Here is a 21,736-nt window from a genome sequence, read left to right as displayed (position 1 = left end):
GCAGCAGAAGCGGCGGACCCCGCCGTTTATGTTCGCTCACTTCAGGAGTGGCCTCATGTTCACCGATCCCGCGCCCGTCCTCGTCACCGGCAGCACCGGACAGCAGGGCGGCGCCACCGCCCGTGCCCTGCTCGCGGCCGGCGTCCCCGTACGGGCACTGGTCCGCGACCCCGATAGCGACCGCGCGAGGACGGTCCGGGCCCTCGGCGCCGAGCTGGTCACCGGCGACCTCCACGACCGCGACTCCCTGGTCCGCGCCGCGCGAGGGACTCGGGCCGTCTTCTCGGTGCAGCTGCCCCCGCTGAGGGCGGACGGGTTCGACTTCGACGGCGAGCTGATCCAGGCCGTCAACCTGATCGAAGCCGCGCTGGCCGCCGGGGTGCCGCAGTTCGTGCACACGTCGGTCTCGGGAGCGGGGCAGCACGTCGAGGCCCCCGGCTGGACCGAAGGGCGATGGGCGGCGCTGGAGCCGTATATGACTACCAAGGCCGGCATCCAGGACAGGGTGCGCGAGGCGGGCTTCAAGAACTGGTCGATCATCAAGCCGGGCTTCTTCATGGAGAACTTTCTCCCGTCCGCGGCCTACCTGTTCCCCCGCGGCGTCGAGGGCGGCCTGGTGACCGTGATGAAGCCGGCCACCCGGCTCTCCCTTGTCGCGGTGGACGACATCGGCGCGACGGCCGCCGCCGCCTTCGCCGAGCCGCACCGGTTCCACGGCGTCGAGCTGGAGCTGGCCAGCGACTACCTGTCGATAACCGAGATCGCCGCAGCCCTCTCCCGCGCGCTGGGCACCGAGCTGGCCGCGCCCGAGATGACGCTGGAGGAGGCGGTCGCCGCGGGGATGCCGGGGGCGGGCGTCGCCTCCCACGAGTTCGTCGAGGTGGTCGGCCAGCCCGCCCGACCGGAATACGCGCGGGACCTCGGCATCCCGCTCACGACCTTCGAGCGATGGGCGCACACATACCTGACGCCCGCGGCCCGACCCTCCCGGAACGGCTAGCTCTCCGGAACGTCCTTGAGGAACACGATGCCGTCGTATTCCGCCAGATTCGCCGGGTCCATCGGAAAATAGCCGAAGTAAGGGGACTCGCGAGGAGCGGGCGGCGCATCACCGAACACGGTGGCCAGCCGACGGGCGTCGACAAGGCAGCGGTCCTCCGGCAGCGCGTACAGGAGCCCTTCGAGGGTGTCCGGCGGCGGGTCCTCCACACCCTTGCGCCGGATCGTGCCGAGGGCCGTGGCCAGAAAACCGTATTCCTCACCCAGACGGGCACTCACGACCGCGCCGGTGCTCCACCAGTCCACCGGCCGGTCGCCCATGTGTATCACGCTCTTCTCCCGCTGAAGATGGCGGTTGTGCGCGTGGACGAGCACCGGCCCCCGGTCGGCGAGGGCGAAGAGGTTGCCGGCCATCATCGAACCCCGCACGCTCATCAACCACGCCATACGCCCCGGCGAGGTGTCGGCCACCCAGAAGTGATAACGCAGCAGCCCCGTAGCCGTACGCCCGTAGAGGCGCGCCCGGTCCCACTCGTCCGGCGAGGACGCCGCGATCAGGCCGGGCGCCTGCGCGTCGAGCAGCGCCACCAGATCGTCGGCGAGCAGTCGCAGCTCCCCGGCCCCGGCCGACCGCCCCACGGACCGGGCCGGCTCCATCATCGCGGCGGGCTCGGTCCACCGCTCGTCGGCACCGATCAGGCGGTCGAGTGTCTCGGCGGTGCACGGAAGCAGGTCCGCGTCCACCCGGTCAGCGAGGTAGCCGTGAAGCGCGGTCAGCGCCTGCCGGGGACTCGCCGCCGCCGCCATCTCCAGCGGCCCGTCGATCCCCGCGAACCGGATCCGCTCGGAGGCGGGCCTGCCGTCGTTGTACTCGCGCATCCACCGCACAAGCTCACGATTGGCCGCCGACGCGCCCCACCCGTGGCTGAACCCACGCTCCATGACCTCGTCGAGGGTGCCCGCACCCGAGGTGACGTAGTCGTCCACGACCAGGCCCATCAGGCAGTCGCTCTCAAGCGCGATCGTCCGGTAACCCTCTTGCTCGACGAGCTGCCGGAAGAGCTCGTTGCGCAGCTCAAGCAGACTGTCCTCGCCGTGCGCGGGCTCCCCCAGTGCGAGGAGCCGCGGGCGGGACTCAAACAGCCTCATGACGGCGGCGGCCTCGATGCGATGGACAGCGTCCTTGATTTCGGGATTCATACCTTTCAACAATATCGTTGAATCTTCTAATAGAGACTTTCATGCGAAACCGCCCAGTTCATGGATGGGAAACCTTCAACTAGGGGTCAGACCTGCACGCTGACCTGCTCCGTTGCGCACTGGCGATCAGACGCCACACCAGCCTCACCCTGGGCCGTCTGTCTACGACTGGAGACCCCAGCGGCCGGGCATGGCCGTGCGGGCCCCTGGCATGGGCGAAGATCAATTGACCGGGAGGAAGAGCACCCCTACGTGACGGTCAGCATGCAGGAAGCAGCGAAATAGCCGCACGCCCGCGGCCGACGCCGGGGAGATCGCCAACCAGGCCGGGCAGGCCGTACGGAGAAGTCCGGCAGCCTGGCCTTGCGCCGCTTCGCCGTAGACGCGGCAGGTGCCGGAGGGCGGGACTGGAGGTCGTCCCGCCCGGTCGCCGAAGGGTTACATGCCGGCGATGAGCTTGTCGACGCGTTCGTCCACGCTGCGGAAGGGGTCCTTGCACAAGACGGTGCGCTGGGCCTGGTCGTTCAGCTTGAGGTGGACCCAGTCGACGGTGAAGTCGCGGCGTTTCTCCTGGGCCTTGCGGATGAACTCGCCGCGGAGCCGGGCCCTGGTGGTCTGCGGGGGCACGGACTTGGCTTCGAAGATCCTGAGGTCGGAGGCCACGCGTTCCACGGCGCCCTTACGCTGGAGGAGGTAGAAGAGGCCGCGGCGGCGGTGCACGTCGTGGTAGGCGAGGTCGAGCTGGGCGACGCGCGGGGACGACAGCGGCAGGTCGTACTTCTTCCGATAGCGCTCGATGAGCTGATATTTCGTGACCCAGTCAATCTCGCGGGCGACGAGGTCCAGGTCGCCGGTCTCCACGGCGCGCAGGGTCCGCTCCCAGAGCTCCAGCACCCGGGTCGCGATCGCGTCGCCGCCGCGCCGCTCCACGAAGTCCCTGGCCTTGCTGAGGTATTCCTGCTGGATCTCCAGCGAGGACGCCTCCCTGCCGTTGGCGAGGCGGACCCGGCGGCGGCCCGTCATGTCATGCGACACCTCGCGGATCGCCCTGATCGGGTTCTCCAGGCTGAGGTCGCGCATCACGGTGCCCGCCTCGATCATCCGCAGCACGAGGTCGGTGGCGCCGACCTTGAGCAGCATCGTGGTCTCGCTCATGTTGGAGTCGCCGACGATCACGTGCAGGCGGCGGAACCGCTCGGCGTCGGCGTGGGGTTCGTCCCGCGTGTTGATGATGGGCCTGCTGCGCGTGGTGGCCGACGACACGCCTTCCCAGATGTGCTCGGCCCGCTGGCTCACGCAGTAGACGGCGCCGCGCGGCGTCTGGAGCACCTTGCCGGCCCCGCAGATGATCTGCCGTGTGACGAGGAACGGGATCAGCACGTCGGCCAGCCGGCCGAACTCACCGTGCCGCCCGACCAGGTAGTTCTCATGGCAGCCGTAGGAGTTGCCCGCCGAGTCGGTGTTGTTCTTGAAAAGGTAGATGTCACCGGCGATGCCTTCCTCGCGAAGCCGCTTCTCGGCGTCGACGAGCAGGCCCTCGAGGATGCGCTCCCCTGCTTTGTCGTGGGTGACGAGCTCCACGACGTTGTCGCATTCCGGTGTGGCGTATTCAGGATGACTGCCCACGTCCAGATACAGGCGTGCGCCGTTGCGTAGGAAGACGTTGCTCGATCGGCCCCAGGACACCACTCGCCGGAACAGGTAGCGTGCGACCTCGTCCGGCGACAGTCTGCGCTGCCCCCGGAACGTGCAGGTGACGCCGTACTCGTTCTCTAGCCCGAAGATGCGACGATCCATCACATCACACTATGTGGTAGGGGGGCTCCACGGGGAGGGATCTTCCCCGCATGTTTTGGCGAGAGCTGGGAAAGGGCGCCCCCAGAAGGGTGAGGCGCCGGGCTTGTACGGCTGTGCCGTACTCGCGTGTGCCCGGCCGAGGCGGCGGGCCCGCACCCCCCTGCGCAGGGGCCCGCACACCCGCGAGGGTCAGGAGGTGAAGATCTCCGCGACCTTCACGATCTTGCCCTTCACGGTCCAGATCAGGGACGGCTGCTTCTGGCCGGTCTTGATGCGGCGCAGCAGCTCGGTCCGCGAGCACCGCTTGGTGCCGACGCCCCGCTTGTCCATCGTCGTGCCGCTGCCGGGCTTGCAGCCGTAGGCGCTGAGGAAGATGACGTTCGAGGCGATCGGCGCGGCGTAACCGGTCACGTCGCCCTCACGCGGGCCGACGAACCTGTCGACGTGCTTGCCCCGCGCGTATCTCACGGGCTGGTACTCGGCGAGGCCGCCGCTGTAGTGGCTGATCCAACCGCGCAACACGCCGTTCTTACGGGGCTTGAGGCCCTTGGTGAAGTCGTGTCCGGGGTCGGTCTGGAAGGTCCTGCCGTACGGCGCGGGCTCGGGATAGGCCGGAAGCGACGCGGCGCCCGCGGCGGGGGCGAGTCCGCCTGCCAGCACGGCGAAGGACATCGTCGCGGCCGCGGCGGACAGCGCGGCGCGGCGGGTGAGAGTCGAAGTGTTCACATCCGGATTGGACGGCTTGATCGGGGCCGGGGTTGCCGTGGATCACGTGATGTCGATCACATTGGCCACGGCCTCCCCGGCCCTCGCCGGCTAGTCGCCGGAACCGGTGTCGATCTCGCCCTCGGGAGCGGTCGGCGGCGTCTCCGGCTTGGCGCCCGCCTCAGGCTCCTTCGGCTCCTTCGGCTCTGCGGCCTTGGGGGCGGTCTCCTCCAGCAGCGCGGCCAGGCGCGGCCCGGTGAGCCGCTGGAACTTGCGGTGCGGCCGGTTGCGGTCGAGCACCGCGACCTCGAGCTGGGTCGCCGTCGGCCGCTCCCCACCGGGCTCGGTGAGGGCGAACAGCGCGGCCGACAGCGCCTCGGCCAGCGGCATGCCCTCGCGGTAACGCTCCTTGAGCCGCCCGCCGACCGCTTCGGCCTGGCCGCCCATCGCCGAGGTGCCGTGCTCGTCGAAGACCGAGCCGTCGAAGGTGAGACGGTAGATCTGGTCGTATTCGGGGGCGTCGCCGACCTCGGCGACCACGATCTCGACCTCGAAGGACTTGACCGACTCGGTGAAGATCTGGCCGAGGTTCTGCGCGTAGAAGTTGGCGAGGCCGCGGGCGGTCACGTCGCCCCGGTCGTATGTGTAGCCGTTGACGTCGGCGTAGCGGATGCCGCCGAGGCGCAGCGCCTCGAACTCGTTGTACCTGCCGACCGCGGCGAACCCGATGCGGTCGTAGATCTCGCTGATCTTGTGCAGCGCGCGCGAAGGGTTGGGCGCGACGAACAATATGCCGTGCTCGTATTGCAGCACGACCACACTGCGGCCACGCGCGATGCCCTTACGCGCGTAGTCCGCCTTGTCCCGCATGATCTGCTCAGGCGAGGCATATCCAAAGGGCATGGACACCTGTGTGCGTTCCTCTCGTGGTGGAGTGCGTGCCGGCTAGCGCAGGGGGGCGGACGGGCCGTCCGGGTCGCTCATGCGCCCTTCGAGCATGGTCTGGACGTAGCCCTGGACCTCCTCATCCGACAGGCGGCGGAACCCGTCGGCGGTGATCACGGCCACCACCGGCCAGATCCTGCGCGTGACGTCGGGTCCGCCGGTCGCCGAGTCGTCGTCGGCGGCGTCGTAGAGCGCCTGCACACAGGCGAGCACCGTGTCCTCGGGCGAGGCGCCCTCGCGGTACAGCTTCTTCAGCGAGCCTCTGGCGAAGATCGAGCCCGAGCCGATCGAGTGGAACTGCTGCTGCTCGTAGGGCCCGCCGCCGACGTCGTAGCCGAAGATGCGGCCGGCGTCCTTGTCGGGGTCGTAGGCCGCGAAGATCGGCACGACCACCATGCCCTGCATCGCCATGGCGAGGTTGCCGCGGATCATCGCCGACAGCCGGTTGGCCTTGCCGACCACCGAGAGGGTGCGCCCCTCAAGCTTCTCGTAGTGCTCCAGCTCCACGCGATAGAGCCGGGCCATCTCGATGCCGATGCTCGCGGCGCCGGCGATGCCGAGGCACGAGTGATCGTCGGCACGGAAGACCTTCTCCATGTCGCGCTGGGATATGAAGTTGCCCGACGTCGCCCGGCGGTCGCCCGCCATGACCACGCCACCGGCGCAGGTGGCCGCCACGATCGTGGTCGCGTGCGGAATCTGGTCGCCGACCGGCGCGGCCAGGGTCTCTCGGCTCGGCAGCAGCCCAGGCGCATATGCTCCGACGAACTCGGTGAACGAGGGGCTCCCCGTGTTGTGGAAAAGGTGGTTCATCAAGCCGGCGGGCAGTTCCCTGTGCGGTGCCACGCGACTCCCTCCAAAACAAAAGGTCCGATACGGCCGACCCTACTCATGTTGCCGTGCTGCTTGCACTTCCCTCGATCAGCTAGACGCGAACCCGCCCCGGGCACCGATCTTCACCGGCGCCCGGGGCGGGCTCTCACACACATGGGATATGAGCGGTCCTCAGGCGGGCCGCCCCCTGCCGACAGGGGCGCGCGGCACCCACGGCCGGGGTCCTGCGGACCCCGCCCCGGGTCGACCGGCGTCGTCGGCCTGGTTCTCACCCCCGCCCGGGGGCGGCCCGGCCTGACCTGCCGGACCGCCCGCCGTTCACTCGTCGCAGGCCGGCCCTAGGAACTACTGGCCGCCCTTCTGCACATATGAACGAACGAACTCCTCGGCGTTCTCTTCGAGGACCTCGTCGATTTCGTCAAGAATGGAGTCGACGTCGTCGGAGAGCTTCTCCTGGCGCTCCTGAACCTCAGGTGACACCTGGCTCTCGGTCTCCTCCACCTCGCTCTCACGCCGGCCTGTCTGCTTCTGGCCGCCCGTGTCCTTGGTCGCCATGTGCACTACCTCCAAATGGGGGACGGTCCCTCTAGGCTCTTATCTTTCCCTGATCCCGGCCCGATTGCGCCTCGTTACTTGACCTAACGTCGACCGGCCTGACTTCCCATCCGCGACCGGCCCGCGGGTTCACCGCGAAGGGGGCTTCCGCCGTACGGCACGAGCCTCCTGGAGCCCCTGATTCGGCGGGGACAGGAGGGCCTGTCCGGCGGGGGAGCTGCGTCTCCGGGACGGATACGACATGATCCTGTGCCAACATTTCCCTTGATACGCGGGAACTCCTAACCGATCTTGAGGCAGGATGTAGGCGTACGTCCTCGCCGCCGGGCCGGCGGAGAGGTGAAACGCCTGCGGAGGCGGCGCGCACCCCACGCGGCACGTGCCGAGCGGGACATCGCGCCCTGTCAGGAATCCCAGCCGGCGACGGAAGGGGCCCCGGAGTTCGTTCGTCCATGGGTGGAGGCCAAAAGGGTGGAGAGCGCACAGCTCCTGGCAGATCGCTACCAGGTGAAGTCGCGACTCAACCGAGGCGTCGCCGAGGTCGTCTGGCGCGCTCACGACCTGCGCCTGCGCCGCGACGTCGCGATCAAGGAGATCGAGCCCCGGCCCAGGAACGGCGCAGGCCCCCGGGAGGCCCGCCGCCGCGCCCTGCGCGAAGCGCGCTCCGCCGGCCGCCTGAGCCACCCTGCGATCATCACCGTGCACGACCTCGTGGAGGAGGCCGGACGCCTCTGGATCGTGACGGAGCTCGTCGAGGGCCTGTCCCTCCGCGACACCGTGCTCCACGTGGGGCCCCTGCCGCCGCGCTGGGCGGCGTGGATCGGCTTCCAGCTCCTCGGCGCGCTGCGGCACGCCCACGGGCTCGGCGTGTTCCACGAGAGTCTGAGCCCCGCCACCATTCTGCTGACCGGCAATCGCGTACTTTTGTCCGAGTTCGGCCTGGCGAGCATCGGACGTGACGCCGGGACGGCCCTGGCTTTGACGTCCGCGCCGGCTTTCATCGCGCCTGAGCGGTTTCAGGGGGAGGTTCCGACGGCGGCTGCCGATCTGTGGTCGTTCGGGGCCTCGCTCTATCACGCGGTGGAGGGGTGTCCCCCGTTCCCCGGGGCCGACGTGGTCACGGTGCTCAGCGGCATGATGGCGGCCGGGCCGCGGCCTCCCGTGAAGTCGGGGCCGCTGTGGCCGGTGCTTGAGGGGTTGCTGCAGCGGGACCCCGCCCGGCGGTTCACGGTGGAGCAGGCTTCGGCCGTGGTGGGGGAACTGCTGCGGGAGGCGGGGATCTCGGTGGAACCGCATCGGCTGCCTTCTGTACCGCCCAGCGCCTTTACGACGTAGATCAGCTTCTTACCCTCATTCGCCCTCAGGGCTTTCGCGCTTCGGTTGCCCGGGTTCCTGGCGCCCTCGCGTGTCCTGATGAGGGGTATTCGACGCACTTGCAACCCCTCGCCATGCACGCCGCTACGTGTGGCCTCCCGGAGGCGTGGGCCCTATGACGCTCGCCTTCCTGTCCGAGCGCACGTACGTTTAACTCACCTAAAGTCGAATGCGGGTTCGAGAAAAGAGCGGCGGAGTGTCGGGGGAGCAGGGTAACGTCGGGACGGACAGCTTCGGAGCCAAGGAGGAGCGATGAACTACGGCATCAGCAAGGTCACCATCTATGTCGACGACCAGAAGCAGGCGCTCGACTTCTGGACCAAGAAGATGGGGTGCGATATCACCACCGACCTCGCCTACAGCGACGACATCCGCTGGCTCGAGGTCACCCCGCCCGGCGGCGGCGCCCGCCTCGTCCTCCACAAACGCACCGCCGAGAGCCCTGCCCCCTCCCCCATGGGCCACGCCCTGTTCTCGACACCGGACATCAAGGCCACCTGCGCCGAGCTCGCCGACCGCGGCGTCACCTTCACCCAGTCTCCGGTCCAGGAGTCGTGGGGCTGGTCGGCCGTCTTCACCGACAACGAGGGCAACCACTTCCACATCAGCCAGGAGCCCAACTAGGGCCTTTTGGCGTTCCACGCCGTTACTCGGGAGCTGACGGCACCGGCGAGAGTGCCGATCTCACCGCGTCGGTCGGACGCGGATATATGACTGGAGTGATCAATCGTGTCCACGCCACCCGCGACCACCCGCGCCGTCGTGGAGGAACTGTTGCGCCGGATCGGCGAGGGCGACCCCGAGAGCATCGCTGAGATGTATGCCGAGCCGGGCGACTGGAAGCTGGACTGGCCGGAGGCCGAGCACGGCCGGACCGCCACCCCGTGGATCCGCCACCGTTCCACCCGCGCCGACGCCGCCGCCCACTACCGCGAGCTCGCCGAGCACCACGTGCCCGGGCAGGCGGCGACCGAGATCGAGCGCATCCTCGTCGACGGCCGCGACGCGGTCGTGCTCGGCGAGATCCGTCAGACCGCCCGCTCCACCGGACGTGCCTATCGCGCTCGCTTCGCGTTGCACGTCACCGTCGAGGACGGCCTTGTCACCCGGCACCATGTCTATGAAGACAGCCTGGCCGTCGCCCAAGCCTTCGAGGCGAAGTGATGAAGCTCGCTGAGGCATCCGCACAGTGAACGGTTACAGCCACTCCTTGAGGACTGCGACCAGCGTGGGTGCCTCGTAGCGGATGGCAAGATTGTCGATACCTGCACTTGAGGTGATTGGCTCGACGGCGATGCCTCCGGGCGGCTCCTATTGCAGGACCCCTTTTCGACCCTCCGGCGGCGTGCCAGTGGGCCCGGCAGAAGGTGGAGTCGACGTTCACCTCCCCGCTCCCCGCTCAGCCGTCGGCGAGGAGACGGAGAGCAAGGTGCGGGGTGGCCGTCCAGTGCAAGTGAAGATAGGAGGCCACAACTCGCCCACGGGCGAACCCGTCTGCTCCGTCACGCCAGCGGAACACGGCAGGAGAGTCTGATGCGGGGGTCACGATCGTGCGGTGGAACTCGTGGCCGCGATAGCGCTCGCCCTCGCGGGTCAGGGCGGTGTCGCGGGCGGCGACCGCGTCGCGATAGCCAAGGGTGAGGCGTTTGGTCATGGTGGCCGAGGCGTCGACGACCCCGCACATGGGGGCGCCGTCGAGATCGCGGCAGAGGTAGAGCAGACCGGCGCACTCGGCGGCGATGGCGCCGTCGAAGGCGGCCACGCTCTTTCTCAGCGGCTCGTTGGCGGAGAGCTCGGCGGCGTAGACCTCGGGGAATCCACCGCCGATGACAAGCGCGTGCACCCCCTCAGGGAGGGCATCGTCCCGCAGAGGGTCGAAGACCACGATCTCCGCCCCCGCGGCGGTGAGCAGCTCGACCTGCTCCACATAGCCGAAGGTGAACGCAGGTCCCCCCGCGACCGCCACAATCGGCCTCACCGCACCCGCGACCTCACATCCAGGCGAGGAGGCCGAATTCGTCCTCTCACCTGTGGTTCGGCTCGGGACGGGCCCTATGGACGTTCCCTGCGTGACGAGGGCCTCTGCCGGGTCCCACGCATGGGCGTTGAGACTGGGGGCGGTGTGCGCCAGCCGGACAAGCTCGGGAAGGTCGCATGAGGCGGCGATCAACTCACCAAGGGCATGCACGGTCTCAAGGGCGTCGCTGCGGCGCTCGGCCACCGGGATCAGACCCAAATGGCGGGACGGCGTGGCAATGTCCGGAGTTTTCCGTATGGCGCCAAGAACCGGGATGCCGATCTCGGCGAGGGCGTCACGGCAGATATGCTCATGCCGTTCGGAACCCAGGCCGTTGAGAATCACCCCACCCAGCCTCACCCGCGTATCGAAACCGGCGAACCCGGCCACCAGAGCAGCGACCGAGCGCGCCTGACCGGCCGCACTCACGACCAGCACCACAGGAGCATCGAGGATACGGGCCACATGGGCGGTGGAGGCATAGTCGCCCATGCCGACCACTCCGTCGTACAGCCCCATGACCCCCTCGATCACGGCGATGTCGGCTCCTGCCGTACCGTGCATGAACAGGGGGCCGATGAGGTCTTCGCTCTGCAGCCACGGGTCAAGATTGCGTCCGGGGCGGCCGGTGGCGAGGGCGTGATAGCCAGGATCGATGTAGTCGGGACCGACTTTGTGCGGGGACACCTTTTGGCCACGTGCAGTGAGCGCGGCCATCAGCCCGGTCGCGACCGTCGTCTTCCCCGTCCCCGAAGCCGGCGCGGCGATGACAAGCCGCGGAACGGCTACCATCCCGCATCCTCGGCACTCGCATCCGCCATGCCACGCTTCACTACCCGGGACTCCCATATGTCATGGCGTGAGAACCGGCCGTCTTGCCCCACCACGCGGACCGGATAAATCACCACTCGATCCCTCGCTGCCCCTTCTGCCCTGCGTCCATGGGGTGTTTGACCTTGGTCATCTCGGTGACGAGGTCGGCAGCGGCCAGAAGATCCGGGTGAGCGTCGCGCCCGGTGATCACAACGTGCTGTGAACCGGGTCGGCCCGCAAGCGTCGCCACCACATCGTCGACGTCGATCCACCCCCACTTGATGGGATAGGTGAACTCGTCCAAGACATAAAGCCGATAGGTCCCCGCAGCAAGATCACGCTTGATCTGCTCCCACCCCTCACGCGCATCAGCGGCGTGGTCCTCTTCCGCACCGGGCCGCTGGATCCACGACCAGCCCTCCCCCATCTTGTGCCACACCACCGTGCCGCCCTCGCCGGAGTCCCCCAGCACCCGCAGCGCCCGCTCCTCACCGACCTTCCACTTGGCCGACTTCACGAACTGGAACACACCAACGGCCCACCCCTGGTTCCAAGCCCGCAACGCAGTCCCGAAGGCCGCCGTCGACTTCCCCTTCCCCGGCCCGGTGTGCACCATGACCAGAGGCCGGGTACGGCGCTGCCGTGTCGTCAACCCGTCCTCCGGCACCACGGACGGCTTCCCCTGCGGCATGTGCACCCTCTTCTCGTGTAATACGGCAGCTTCCGATCCGCGCCCGCGACCTGCTGCGCCAGACGCCCGTCAAGCTTAGAGGGGCCATTGGCACTGGATTGGTGTTGGATGGAGCGATTTAGGGGAGCCACACCGTCCGCCCTGATACCGCAGATGCCGACTGCCCTCAGCACGTCTTCCCACGGCCGCGGAGCGGACGGCGGCAGGGACTCGCGCAAGTAGTCGGCCACCACCTCCGGCTTCAGCTCCCTGGGCACGATGACCGCCGCAGCTCTCAGCGGGCGTTGCGCGCCGGCGACGGCCCGGGAGTATTCGGTGGTCCTGGAGGTGATGATCACTTGGTCTCGTTCCCCCAGAGTGCGGGACAGCTTGCCGATCACCGCGGCGCAAGCCGGCTCGGGCAGCTCGTCCAGGCCGTCGAGGACGGCGAGGATCTGCCCGCGCCGCGCCAGCAGGTCGGTGCCGTCGGGCCCCTTTCCCCACGCGCGCAGGGCGGCGTAGTCGGTGCGCACGCGGGTGGCCACCCAATCCTGAAAGCGCGGATACACCTCGATATCCCAATCGGCGACCGGCAGCAGCACCGGCACCGGATCCTCGCTCTCCCGCGTCTCGATCAGTTCCAGCAGGAGCTGAATGGCCAGCGTGGTCTTGCCCGTGCCTGCCCCGCCGGTGATGACCATCCTGCGCCGGCGCAGAGCGCGGAAGGCGACCGCGAGCGCCGCGACGTCGTCGGACCGTGCGGCGATGGCGGGCTCGTGCTGACTGATCTTTTGCGGATGGTCCATGAGTTTGGCCCGGCGGGTCATGTGCCAGGAGACCGGGATGGGAGGATCCCCCAGAGCACGCGTCACGATCTGCCCTGGCGGCTTCTCCCTGATCTTTAGTTAATGCTTGATCCGGGGAATCTCGTCTGGTCCAAGTTCCGCAGCTGTGCAAGGCCTCCACAGCCCACAGGCCTTGTGTCAGTGAGAGGTGGCCGAGATGGCCTCCACGAGCTCGCCGACCTTTTCCTGGGGCAGCTTCGCCGCGAGATCGGCCTGGCTGATGATTCCGACCAGTTTCTCGTTCTCCAGCACCGGTAGGCGACGTATCTTGTGCTCGAGCATCTGGTGCAGAACCTCGTCGACGTCGGCGTTCGCGTCGATGGACCACACGCTTGTCTGCTCGATGAGCTCCCCTGCGGCGACCGCGGCCGGGTTCCTGCCTTTCGCGATGCATTTCACGACGATGTCGCGATCGGTGACGATGCCTACGAGCCGGCCTCCCTCTCCGCAGACCGGCAGTGCGCCGACATCCAGCTCCGCCATCCGGCGAGCCGCCGCGTGAGCGGTCTCGTTGATCTGCAGACACTCACACCCACGATGCATAACATCACGCGCTGTCGTCATGTCGTCAACCTCCCCGTGACTCCCCTTCGGTGTGGTGTTGCTCTACAGAAAGCTCGCGAAACCCATCAAAGACGGTCTTTGACCGGCACTTTTAATAAGTGGCTACATGTCGTTCGTAAGCCATGTCAGCCCGCCGCAGCGGCTCGGCTCGGCCGGCGTCGACCGGGCCCGGCACCAGAAAGCCCCGGTCACTGAGGCGCATTCACGGGATCGCCGCAACACAGGTGATCGTTTGCTGGTGGCAGTCAGCCTAGCGAGGTGGTCACCGCTGGGCGTCCCTCCCCGGGCGGCCAGTGCGATCCCGGGAAGGACGCCCGCCATGTCTAGTCCGGGAGTTCTCTGGCCCGGCCTGAGAACCAAACCGCGGGACCTGATCGTTCCTACCGTGCATGAGGTCATTTCAACGAGCGAGCGCGTGGTTGGCCGCGTTCGTCATGGGCCTGCCCGCGCTGGGCCTGGTCGCAATGATCGTCGCGTTACGGGGCCGGCCGTGGGTGCTGTTCTCGGTGCCGTACCTGCTGCTGTTCGTGCTGGCCTACCTGGTAGGCCTGATCCCGCTCGCCCTGTTGCGCTTTCGGCCGGACTGGCTGCGCGCGCTGGTAGCGGCCGCAGCCGTATACGCGATCGCGTCGGTCACGCCGCTGGTCGACCCGATGACCCGTTATCCGTACCACGTGGTCAGGTGCGGTGGCCTGCCCGTCGTCGCCAGCGGCTTCGCGGCCGCCATGAGCTACAACCTCCCCGGGAACGAGGACTACTGGGTGACGCCGTTCGACGGGACGTTCTTTTGCACGGCGAAGGAGGCCGAGGCCGCGGGCTTCTCCCACTACGTCTTCTGACCGGGATCCCGGGCCTGGCAATCTCCGGGAAATTCGCGATGTCGTCCGGCGAACCCGTGAGCCACAAGCGGCCGGTCAGGCCGCGCGGCGGCGGTCGCGGACCATGCCGGCCAGGCCGCCGGCGGCGAGGCCTGCCAGGGGGATCGATTCGGCGTGCAGGTGGGTGGCGAGGGCAGTGGCGAGGCCGAGGCGGATGGGGCCGGTTTCGCAGTCGACCACTACGGCGGGGGTGCCGGTGAGGTGGGCGGCGGCGCGGTGGACGTCGTGGACGGTGCCGGAGGTGGTTCGGCCGTCGGTGACGACGATGAGGAGGGGGCGGCGGGAGGGGTCGCGCATGCGTTCGATGCGAAGGACATCGGCGGCTTTCAGGAGGGCGGCGGCCAGGGGGGTGCGGCCGCCGGTGGGGAGTTCGCGGAGGCGGGCGGCGCCGGCTTCCACGGAGGAGGTCGGGGGGAGGGCGAGGGTGGCCGTGGTGCCTCGGAAGGTGATGAGGCCGACCTTGTCCCGGCGCTGGTAGGCGTCGAGCAGGAGGCTCAGCACCGCGCCTTTCACCTCGGTCATGCGTTTGCGGGCGGCCATGGATCCGCTGGCGTCGACGACGAAAAGGACCAGGTTGCTCTCCATGCCTTCCCGTACGGCTTCGCGCAGGTCGCCGGGTTCCACGATGAGTCCGGTGCCGGTACGGCCGCGTTCGTGCTGGTGGGGGGCGGCGGCGCGGAGGGTGGCGAGGAGGTGGGGGGACTGCAGGCGGCCCTGGGGTGGGCGGGAGGCGGTGATGCGGCCTTTGCCGGTGCGGGCGCGGGAGCGACGGCCTTCGGCGCCTTCGCCGATGCCGGGCACGCGCAAGGGGCGGACTCGGTACGGCTCGGCCGCGGCGGCGATGGATTCACCTGGGGCGGAGCCTTCCGGCTTCCGGCTCTCCTGGGTGTCGGCGGGAGGCTGCCTTGGGGGCTTGGGCGGGACCGTGTCCTGAGGGGTAGCGTCTTCGGGTGCCTGCTCCGGGCCGGGGCCCTGCCCGGGTGGAGTGCCGCCGCCGTCCGGGCCGCCATCGCCGCCCGGGCCGGCCGGGGGCTCGTCGTCGGGGTCCTCACCCGTCGTCTGGTCGAGGAGGTCGTCGAGGAGTGACTCGTCCAGCCCGGGGGCGTCGAAGGGGTTGCGCCGTCGCCGGTGCGGGAGGGCCAGGCGGGCTGCCTGCCGTACGTCTTCCGCCGTCACGGTCTCGCCGCCGCGCCAGGCGGCGTGGGCGATGGCGGCGTTGGCGGTGACGAGGTCGGCGCGGAGGCCGTCGACTTCGAAGCCGGCGCAGACGGCGGCGATCTGGCGGAGGGCGTTGTCGGGGAGGGCCACGCCGGCGACTCTGGCCCTGGCGTCGGCGATGCGGGCGGCGAGGTCGTGTTCGGCGTCTTGCCACCGGGCAACGAAGGTTTCGGGGTCGGCGTCGAAGGCGAGGCGTCGCCGTACGACCTCCGCCCGAGGCTCTGGGTCGCGCGGGGCGCGCACCTCGACGGTCAGGCCGAAACGGTCGAGCAGTTGGGGCCGCAATTCCCCCTCTTCGGGGTTCATGGTGCCGACGAGGAGGAACCTGGCGGCGTGCCGCACCGAGACGCCTTCGCGTTCGACGTAGCAGGTGCCGAGGGCGGCGGCGTCGAGCAGCAGGTCGACGAGGTGGTCGTGGAGCAGGTTGACCTCGTCGACGTAGAGCACTCCGCGGTGGGCGGCGGCCAGGAGGCCGGGTTCGAAGGCTTTGACGCCTTCGGTGAGGGCGCGTTCCAGGTCGAGTGATCCGGCGAGGCGGTCCTCTGAGGCGCCGACGGGGAGTTCGACGAGGGCGGCGGGGCGCATCTGGCCGCTGTCGGCGGCGGTCTCGTGGGGGCCGTCGGGGCAGCCGGGGTCGGGGGCGGCGGGGTCGCAGGAGAAGCGGCAGCCGCGTACTACGTGGACGGCAGGCAGCAGGGCGGCGAGGGCACGCACGATGGTCGACTTGGCGGTGCCCTTCTCGCCGCGGACGAGCACGCCGCCGACGCGGGGGGAGACGGCGTTGAGGATGAGGGCGAGTTTGAGGTCGTCCATGCCGACGACCGCGGTGAAGGGATAGGTGTTCACACTGCCCTCCGGACGCGGATCGACCGCTCGCGCGGCGGGTTGGGCGCGGTGTCCCGGTAGGGCATCTCAGGTAGACCTTTCTCTAGACGTATGTTCACAAGCGCACATTCCAGCGCCCGTCCCGGCCGGTGAGGGTGACGCGGGCGAGGGGGGTCGGGTCGAGGCGGCGCCACGCGCCCGGCGGGGCGCCGAGGGCGTGCACGATCGCGGCCCGGACTACGGCGGGATGCGTGATCGCGGTCACTCTGCCCGCCGGCAGCCGGTCGAGCCACTCGCCCACTCGGGTGAGCAGGGCCCGCAGCGACTCGCCGCCGTGGGGTGCGGCGCCGGGGTCGGTCAACCAGGCGGCCACCCCGGCGGGGTCGGCCGCCTGGACCTCGGCCAGGGAGCGTCTTCGCCACACGCCGTGGTCCTGGTCGCGCAGCTCGGGATCGACCCCGGCGGCGAGCCCTAGGTGCAGCGCCGTGTCGGCACACCTCTTCTCAGGCCCCCGCAACACTCCCCCGACCGGTACTGCGGAAGCCGACAGATCCGGTGTCGGTACGGCGGAGGCCAACATTTCGGGTGTCGGTACGGCAGAAGCCGACATGGCGGACCTCGGTACGGCGGAAGCCGGCCTAGCCTCGGACGGCTCGCCCGCCGGGAAGACGGCCCGGACCTGCTCCTCCGTCAAAAGGTGACAGATAAGGGTCAGCCGGGTCACCGGCCGGGAGCCGCCCGATGGGCCGGGAGATCCGGGCTTCTGAGCGGCCCGCGGACCCTGCGGCTTCTCGGGATGACAGTTGGCACCCGGCACCGCAGGAGCGCCGCTCTCCGGCGCGAGTCCAGGACTCACGCCTTCCGGTGACGCATCGACGCCCTCCGCGCTCGCGGCGTTGCGATCCCTCGACGCATCTCCAGGACATACTCCCTCGATAGCCGCATCGGGGACGTCCGCTGCCAGGGGAGCGGTGCCTACCAAGGCACTTCTCGAACGCGGTCCCCCGGTGGACACCTCGGCGGCAGCAGCCGCTACGGGACCGCCGCCCGGCGACGTGTCTCCCGGACGCATGCCTCCGGGAGGCACGTCAACGGCCCCCGCCGCCGGGCCGGTGGACGTGTCAGCGGCACCCGTCCCAAAGCCGGTGCTCACCGTGGGGCTGTCACGCTCCCACGGGTCGCGCGGAGCACGGCGCAAGGACGGTTCCGGCGGCGGTGCCGGGTGGTTGTCGGTCACAGCGACTCTGGTCAGGCCGGGGTCGCTGCGGTGGCGGGCCGGGACGCCGGGCGGGTGGCCCGGTGGGTGGCGAGGGCGTAGAGGGCGCCGACGGCGGCCCACAGTACGACCTGGGTGCCGAGTGAGGCGATGCGGAAGTCCCACAGCAGGGTGGCGGGGAATCCGGCGGGCACCTCGTCAACGGTGGGCATGAGGGCTAGGGCGGCGCCGGCGGGCACGAGGAAGCCCGCGCCGCCGGCCAGCCATCGGGCGGGCGCCGGGCCGTTCGCGGCGAGGCGGTAGGCGGCGCCCGCGGCGGCGACGGCCAGCAGGCCGACGACCACGATCACCAGGTAGAGGACGGTACGGCGGCCGATGGTCTCAGGGTCGCCCACGGCCGGGGGGTTGGCGGGATATTTCAGGAACGGTACAAGGACGACGGCGACAAAGGCCGCACCGGCCAGGGACAGGGCCAGCACCGGCTCGGACCGGGGGCCGGCCCGGCCGCGGAGGGCGGCGAAGGCGAGGGCGAACAGGCCACCGGCGGCTGTGCCGTACAGCGCCAGGGCCAGGAACAGCCCGAACCGCTGCCCGTCGCGGCTGACCACGGGCTCCTCGCCGTGGTCGTGGTCGTGGGCGGCCTCCGGCTGGGATGCGGCGGCCGCCTCCTCAAGGGCGATGGCCGAGTCGATGTGGGGTTCGCCCGCGGTGTAGGCGAAGACGGCGGCGAGCAGGCCCGCGAGCAGACCGGCGAGCAGGCCGCGGACGATCAGTTTGGCGATCACGGGGCGGCTCAGTGGCAGGGGACGCCGAGCAGGTGGCGCCCGTCGTGCATGAGCTCGTGCAGGTAGTCACCCGCTTGCGAGACGGCTCCGTTGTCGAAAGCGACGAGGTAGGCGAGGAGGAGAAGCACGGGTACGGCGAGCAGCCAGCGGGCGATTCCGGACCAGGGTAGGGGCGGGGTGTGCGGAGCCGAGATCTGGCTCACGGCGACCTCCTTGGGATGACGCGTCCCACTTGTAGGTGCGTGGCGGTGGAGCGACCTGGCTCCCCGGGTTCGCCGACCCGGTAAACAGTGGCGCGACCGCACCGGAATTTCACCGGATTTCCCTCGCACCGCCACAAAACATCCGGAACGTATCCCGAGGTGGATCGCAGCGTCAAGCCGGGTGCCACCTGGTGGACCACATCCGGTGCGGAGACTTCGATCCTGGCCACAACCCCGCAACGCCAAACCGGGTGCCGCCTGACAGGCGGCACCCGGTGCGGAGACTCCTATCTCACCGATCCCCGGTGAGGGCGGCCACGAGTTCGGCTGCCGTGCGGCAGCGGTCGAACAGTTCGCCCACGTGGGCCTTGGTGCCGCGGAGCGGCTCCAAGGTCGGGACTCGCTGGAGGGACTCGCGGCCGGGGATGTCGAAGATCACCGAGTCCCAGGACGCGGCGGCCACGGACTCGCTGTATTGCCGCAGGCAACGGCCGCGGAAGTAGGCCCGGGTGTCGTTCGGCGGGTTCTCCACGGCGCGGGCGATCTCCTGGTCGGTGACCAGGCGCTCCATGCGGCCCCGGGCGACGAGGCGGTTGTAGAGGCCGCGCTCGGGCCGGATGTCGGTGTATTGCAGGTCGACGAGCTGCAGCCGCGGGTGCGACCAGGGCAGGCCGTCCCGGGTGCGGTAGCCCTCCATGAGCTCCAGCTTGGCCACCCAGTCAAGCTCGCGGGAGAGCTGCCGGGGGTCCTCGGCGAGCCGGGTGAGCACCGACTCCCACCGGTCGAGGACGTCCTTGGTGATCTCCTCGGAGGCGGTGCCGCGTTCCTCGACGTATTTGCGGGCCTGCTCCAGGTATTCCATCTGGAGCTGGACCGCCGTCATGCGCCTGCCGTCGCGGAGCTGGATCTCGTATTTGCACGTGGGGTCGTGGGAGACGGCCCGCAGCGCGCCGACGGGGTTCTCCACCGCGAGGTCGCGGGTGAGGAAGCCGTCCTCGATCATGGCCAGCACCAGCGAGGTGGAGCCGAGCTTGAGGTAGGTCGAGATCTCCGACATGTTGGCGTCGCCGATGATCACGTGGAGGCGGCGGTATTTCTCCGGGTCGGCGTGCGGTTCGTCCCGGGTGTTGATGATCGGCCGCTTGAGCGTGGTCTCAAGGCCGACCTCCACCTCGAAGAAGTCGGCCCGCTGGCTGATCTGGAAACCCTCGCCCCGCGAGTCCTGCCCGATGCCGACCCGGCCGGCGCCGCAGACGACCTGCCGGGAGACGAAGAAGGGCGTCAGGTGCCGCACGATGTCGGCGAAAGGCGTCGCCCTGCGCATCAGGTAGTTCTCGTGGCAACCGTATGAGGCGCCCTTGTTGTCGGTGTTGTTCTTGTAGAGCTGGATCGGGGCGTTGCCCGGCATCGCCGACGCGCGCACCGCCGCGTCGTGCATGACCTGCTCCCCCGCCTTGTCCCAGATCACCGCGGCCCGGGGGTTGGTCAGCTCGGGCGTGGAGTATTCCGGGTGGGCGTGGTCGACGTAGAGCCGTGCGCCGTTGGTCAGGATGACGTTGGCCAGGCCCAGGTCCTCGTCGGTCAGCTGGCTGGGGTCGGCCACCTCACGCGCCAGGTCGAACCCCCGGGCGTCACGCAGCGGGTTCTCCTCCTCGAAGTCCCACCGCGCCCGGCGCGCTCTGGCCGCCGAGGCGGCGAGATACGCGTTGACGACCTGGGATGAGGTCACCATCGCGTTCGCACCGGGTTGACCGGGCACGGAGATGCCGTACTCGGTCTCGATGCCCATCACTCGACGCACCGTCATGCGCACCCTCTGTTCGTCCGGGGCCGTGTGTCCACCGTATACATTCCCGAGCCTAGACCCTTCATCATGCCCAACGAGCGAACAGTTACGGCACAGATGCCTTTTCGGTGCGTTTGTCCCCCGAACTGGAAAGGGTGTGGGGGGCAAGCCCGTCCGACCGGAGAAATTTCAGCGAAGCCCCGAGCCGGGGCTTCAGCATCCGCTGGAGCGGTTGCTCGGCAAGGCGGTAGACCAGATAGGAGAGCGCGATCGCCGTGGCCGTGGTCAGCGTAGCCGCTGCCCAGGGCGGCATCTGGCCGCGCAGCGCCGGGATCATGAGCACCGCCACCGGGGTGTGGAAGAGGTAGAGCGGATAGGTGATCGCGCCGAGCGGCGCCCACCCCCGCCATCGCGCCTTCCGCAGGCCGCCGACCGCCACGAGCGCCATCAGGACGAACATCACTGTAACGGTGACCACAACGGTCCACTCCGGCACGGGCATGGCCGCGATCCCGACCAGCTTCGCCCGCCCCTCCACCCGGTTGGTCGCCGACAGCACCGCGAGCGCCCAGGAGACCACGACAAGGCCCCAGAGCAGCAGGGACGACCCGAACCTGTAGATCAGGTAGAGCGCCATGCCCGCGATGAAGTAGGGCGCGTACTTAGGCATCAGGATCAGGTCCAGCAGCTTGCTCTCCAGCCCCGCGGCGAAGACCGAGGCGACCAGCCAGGCGGCCATGAACGCCACACACCGCTTCATGGTCACGCCGACCAGCACGAGCAGGGAGATCAGCACATAGAACCTGAGCTCCACCCACAGCGACCAGTAGACGCCGTTGGCGTCCGCGACGCCGACGCCGCGCTGGACCATGGTGAGGTTCACCAGGTAGTCCCGCAGGGAGAACTTCGGGTCGAGCGCGGTGGCCGAGGTCAGCCCGTAGACCCCGGCGACGGCCAGCACACTCAGCCAGTAGGCCGGGAAGAGCCGCACGACCCGCGACACCGCGAACTCGCCGACCCCCCGGCCCCACACGCTCATCAGGATGACGAAGCCACTGATGATGAAGAACAGCTCGACACCGAGGATGCCGAGTCCCGCCAGGGTGGCCACCTCGGGGAAGAGCTGGGCGGGCCGCTGGCCCCACACCGAGTTGAAGGCCACCAGATAGTGGAAGGCCACCACGGCGAGGGCGGCGCCGAAGCGCAGGAGGTCTAGCTCAAGAAGGCGGCCATCCCCTTGGGCGACCGGCCGGGTCACAGGTGCACCGCACCGAAACGTTCACGCACGAATCTTGGACGGAGATCCCAGTGATCAGGTTCCGCCCCTCAGGTCCCTATTTCCCCACGGGTCCCACCCGGCCATGGCCCGGCTCATGCCGTACGGCGCGAGCCCGGGAGGCGCGGGGTGAGCACGAGGGCCGCGAGCCCGATCGGGCGTGGAGACCCGGGCAGCCGGCCTACGTGGCCCCCCGGCCGCGCCGGTGGGACCGAAGACGGCGAAGCCGCG

General features: G+C 69.3%; 21 protein-coding genes. 5 read left to right on the top strand and 16 right to left on the bottom strand.

The features are described from left to right. Positions 1–55: 55 nt before the first annotated feature. Complete coding sequence (locus Ssi02_RS20130) at positions 56–1,000, top strand: NmrA family NAD(P)-binding protein (RefSeq protein ID WP_204027610.1); 945 nt, start codon at positions 56–58, stop codon at positions 998–1,000. Here the strand turns inward: Ssi02_RS20130 and Ssi02_RS20125 are convergent. From Ssi02_RS20125 to Ssi02_RS20100, 6 genes are all read right to left on the bottom strand, one after another. Beyond that, positions 997–2,199 carry an erythromycin esterase family protein gene (locus Ssi02_RS20125; RefSeq protein WP_204027609.1) on the bottom strand — a complete coding sequence of 401 codons (1,203 nt, stop codon included), beginning with the start codon at positions 2,197–2,199 and terminating at the stop codon, positions 997–999. The genes Ssi02_RS20130 and Ssi02_RS20125 overlap by 4 nt on opposite strands. A 438-nt stretch (positions 2,200–2,637) precedes the next feature. Then, positions 2,638–3,996 carry a Pup--protein ligase gene (pafA, locus tag Ssi02_RS20120; protein ID WP_204027608.1) on the bottom strand — a complete coding sequence of 453 codons (1,359 nt, stop codon included), beginning with the start codon at positions 3,994–3,996 and terminating at the stop codon, positions 2,638–2,640. Positions 3,997–4,185: 189 nt separating this feature from the next. Next, complete coding sequence (locus tag Ssi02_RS20115; protein WP_239129147.1) at positions 4,186–4,722, bottom strand: hypothetical protein; 537 nt, start codon at positions 4,720–4,722, stop codon at positions 4,186–4,188. A 90-nt stretch (positions 4,723–4,812) separates the two neighbouring features. Beyond that, entirely contained in the window at positions 4,813–5,604 is a 792-nt protein-coding gene (gene prcA, locus Ssi02_RS20110) for a proteasome subunit alpha (protein WP_204027917.1), read from the bottom strand. A gap of 42 nt (positions 5,605–5,646) precedes the next feature. Further along, positions 5,647–6,492, bottom strand: a complete 846-nt coding sequence (gene prcB / locus Ssi02_RS20105; RefSeq protein ID WP_373870177.1) for a proteasome subunit beta — start codon at positions 6,490–6,492, stop codon at positions 5,647–5,649. Positions 6,493–6,825: 333 nt separating this feature from the next. Then, a complete protein-coding gene (locus Ssi02_RS20100; RefSeq protein ID WP_204027607.1) occupies positions 6,826–7,035 on the bottom strand; it encodes a ubiquitin-like protein Pup in 210 nt (69 codons plus the stop codon). Between the two features lie 471 nt (positions 7,036–7,506). Between Ssi02_RS20100 and Ssi02_RS20095 the strand changes: the two genes are divergently transcribed. The 3 genes from Ssi02_RS20095 to Ssi02_RS20085 all read left to right on the top strand — a co-directional run bounded on the left by Ssi02_RS20095 (position 7,507) and on the right by Ssi02_RS20085 (position 9,573). Then, the gene (locus tag Ssi02_RS20095; RefSeq protein WP_239129144.1) at positions 7,507–8,370 is read left to right on the top strand and encodes a serine/threonine-protein kinase; all 864 of its coding nucleotides are present in this window, start codon (positions 7,507–7,509) and stop codon (positions 8,368–8,370) included. A 291-nt stretch (positions 8,371–8,661) separates the two neighbouring features. After that, entirely contained in the window at positions 8,662–9,033 is a 372-nt protein-coding gene (locus Ssi02_RS20090) for a VOC family protein (protein WP_204027606.1), read from the top strand. 105 nt (positions 9,034–9,138) lie between these two features. After that, on the top strand, positions 9,139–9,573 hold the full coding sequence (locus tag Ssi02_RS20085) for a nuclear transport factor 2 family protein (RefSeq protein WP_204027605.1): 435 nt from the start codon (positions 9,139–9,141) through the stop codon (positions 9,571–9,573). 235 nt (positions 9,574–9,808) lie between these two features. Here the strand turns inward: Ssi02_RS20085 and Ssi02_RS20080 are convergent, their stop codons facing one another. The 4 genes from Ssi02_RS20080 to Ssi02_RS20065 form a co-directional block, all read right to left on the bottom strand. After that, positions 9,809–11,218, bottom strand: a complete 1,410-nt coding sequence (locus tag Ssi02_RS20080; RefSeq protein WP_204027604.1) for a cobyrinic acid a,c-diamide synthase CobB — start codon at positions 11,216–11,218, stop codon at positions 9,809–9,811. Positions 11,219–11,327: 109 nt separating this feature from the next. Beyond that, a complete protein-coding gene (cobO, locus tag Ssi02_RS20075; protein WP_204027603.1) occupies positions 11,328–11,930 on the bottom strand; it encodes a cob(I)yrinic acid a,c-diamide adenosyltransferase in 603 nt (200 codons plus the stop codon). Then, positions 11,888–12,781, bottom strand: coding sequence for an NACHT domain-containing protein (locus Ssi02_RS20070; protein ID WP_204027601.1), 894 nt, complete (start codon positions 12,779–12,781; stop codon positions 11,888–11,890). The genes cobO and Ssi02_RS20070 overlap by 43 nt, the downstream gene beginning before the upstream one ends. 111 nt (positions 12,782–12,892) lie before the next feature. Next, positions 12,893–13,318 carry a CBS domain-containing protein gene (locus tag Ssi02_RS20065; protein WP_204027599.1) on the bottom strand — a complete coding sequence of 142 codons (426 nt, stop codon included), beginning with the start codon at positions 13,316–13,318 and terminating at the stop codon, positions 12,893–12,895. Positions 13,319–13,707: 389 nt separating this feature from the next. Here Ssi02_RS20065 and Ssi02_RS20060 point away from each other — a divergent pair, with 389 nt between their 5' ends. Then, entirely contained in the window at positions 13,708–14,157 is a 450-nt protein-coding gene (locus tag Ssi02_RS20060; protein WP_204027597.1) for a hypothetical protein, read from the top strand. Between the two features lie 75 nt (positions 14,158–14,232). Here Ssi02_RS20060 and Ssi02_RS20055 read toward each other — a convergent pair whose 3' ends face one another. The 6 genes from Ssi02_RS20055 to Ssi02_RS20030 all read right to left on the bottom strand — a co-directional run bounded on the left by Ssi02_RS20055 (position 14,233) and on the right by Ssi02_RS20030 (position 21,487). Beyond that, on the bottom strand, positions 14,233–16,260 hold the full coding sequence (locus Ssi02_RS20055) for a putative cobaltochelatase (RefSeq protein WP_204027594.1): 2,028 nt from the start codon (positions 16,258–16,260) through the stop codon (positions 14,233–14,235). A gap of 94 nt (positions 16,261–16,354) precedes the next feature. Beyond that, complete coding sequence (locus Ssi02_RS20050; RefSeq protein ID WP_275410719.1) at positions 16,355–16,819, bottom strand: histidine phosphatase family protein; 465 nt, start codon at positions 16,817–16,819, stop codon at positions 16,355–16,357. 668 nt (positions 16,820–17,487) lie between these two features. Then, positions 17,488–18,240 (bottom strand): CbtA family protein, encoded by a 753-nt coding sequence (locus Ssi02_RS20045; RefSeq protein WP_204027590.1) that lies wholly within the window; start codon positions 18,238–18,240, stop codon positions 17,488–17,490. A gap of 8 nt (positions 18,241–18,248) precedes the next feature. Continuing rightward, entirely contained in the window at positions 18,249–18,443 is a 195-nt protein-coding gene (locus Ssi02_RS20040; protein WP_204027588.1) for a CbtB domain-containing protein, read from the bottom strand. Positions 18,444–18,735: 292 nt separating this feature from the next. Next, positions 18,736–20,250, bottom strand: a complete 1,515-nt coding sequence (gene dop / locus Ssi02_RS20035; RefSeq protein WP_275410718.1) for a depupylase/deamidase Dop — start codon at positions 20,248–20,250, stop codon at positions 18,736–18,738. A gap of 85 nt (positions 20,251–20,335) precedes the next feature. Then, entirely contained in the window at positions 20,336–21,487 is a 1,152-nt protein-coding gene (locus Ssi02_RS20030; protein ID WP_204027586.1) for an acyltransferase family protein, read from the bottom strand. Positions 21,488–21,736: the final 249 nt, after the last annotated feature.

The organism is Sinosporangium siamense (genome assembly GCF_016863435.1).
Lineage (GTDB): Bacteria > Actinomycetota > Actinomycetes > Streptosporangiales > Streptosporangiaceae > Sinosporangium > Sinosporangium siamense.
Note: the sequence above shows the minus strand (reverse complement) of the source record. Positions and strands in the feature narration are given on the sequence as shown.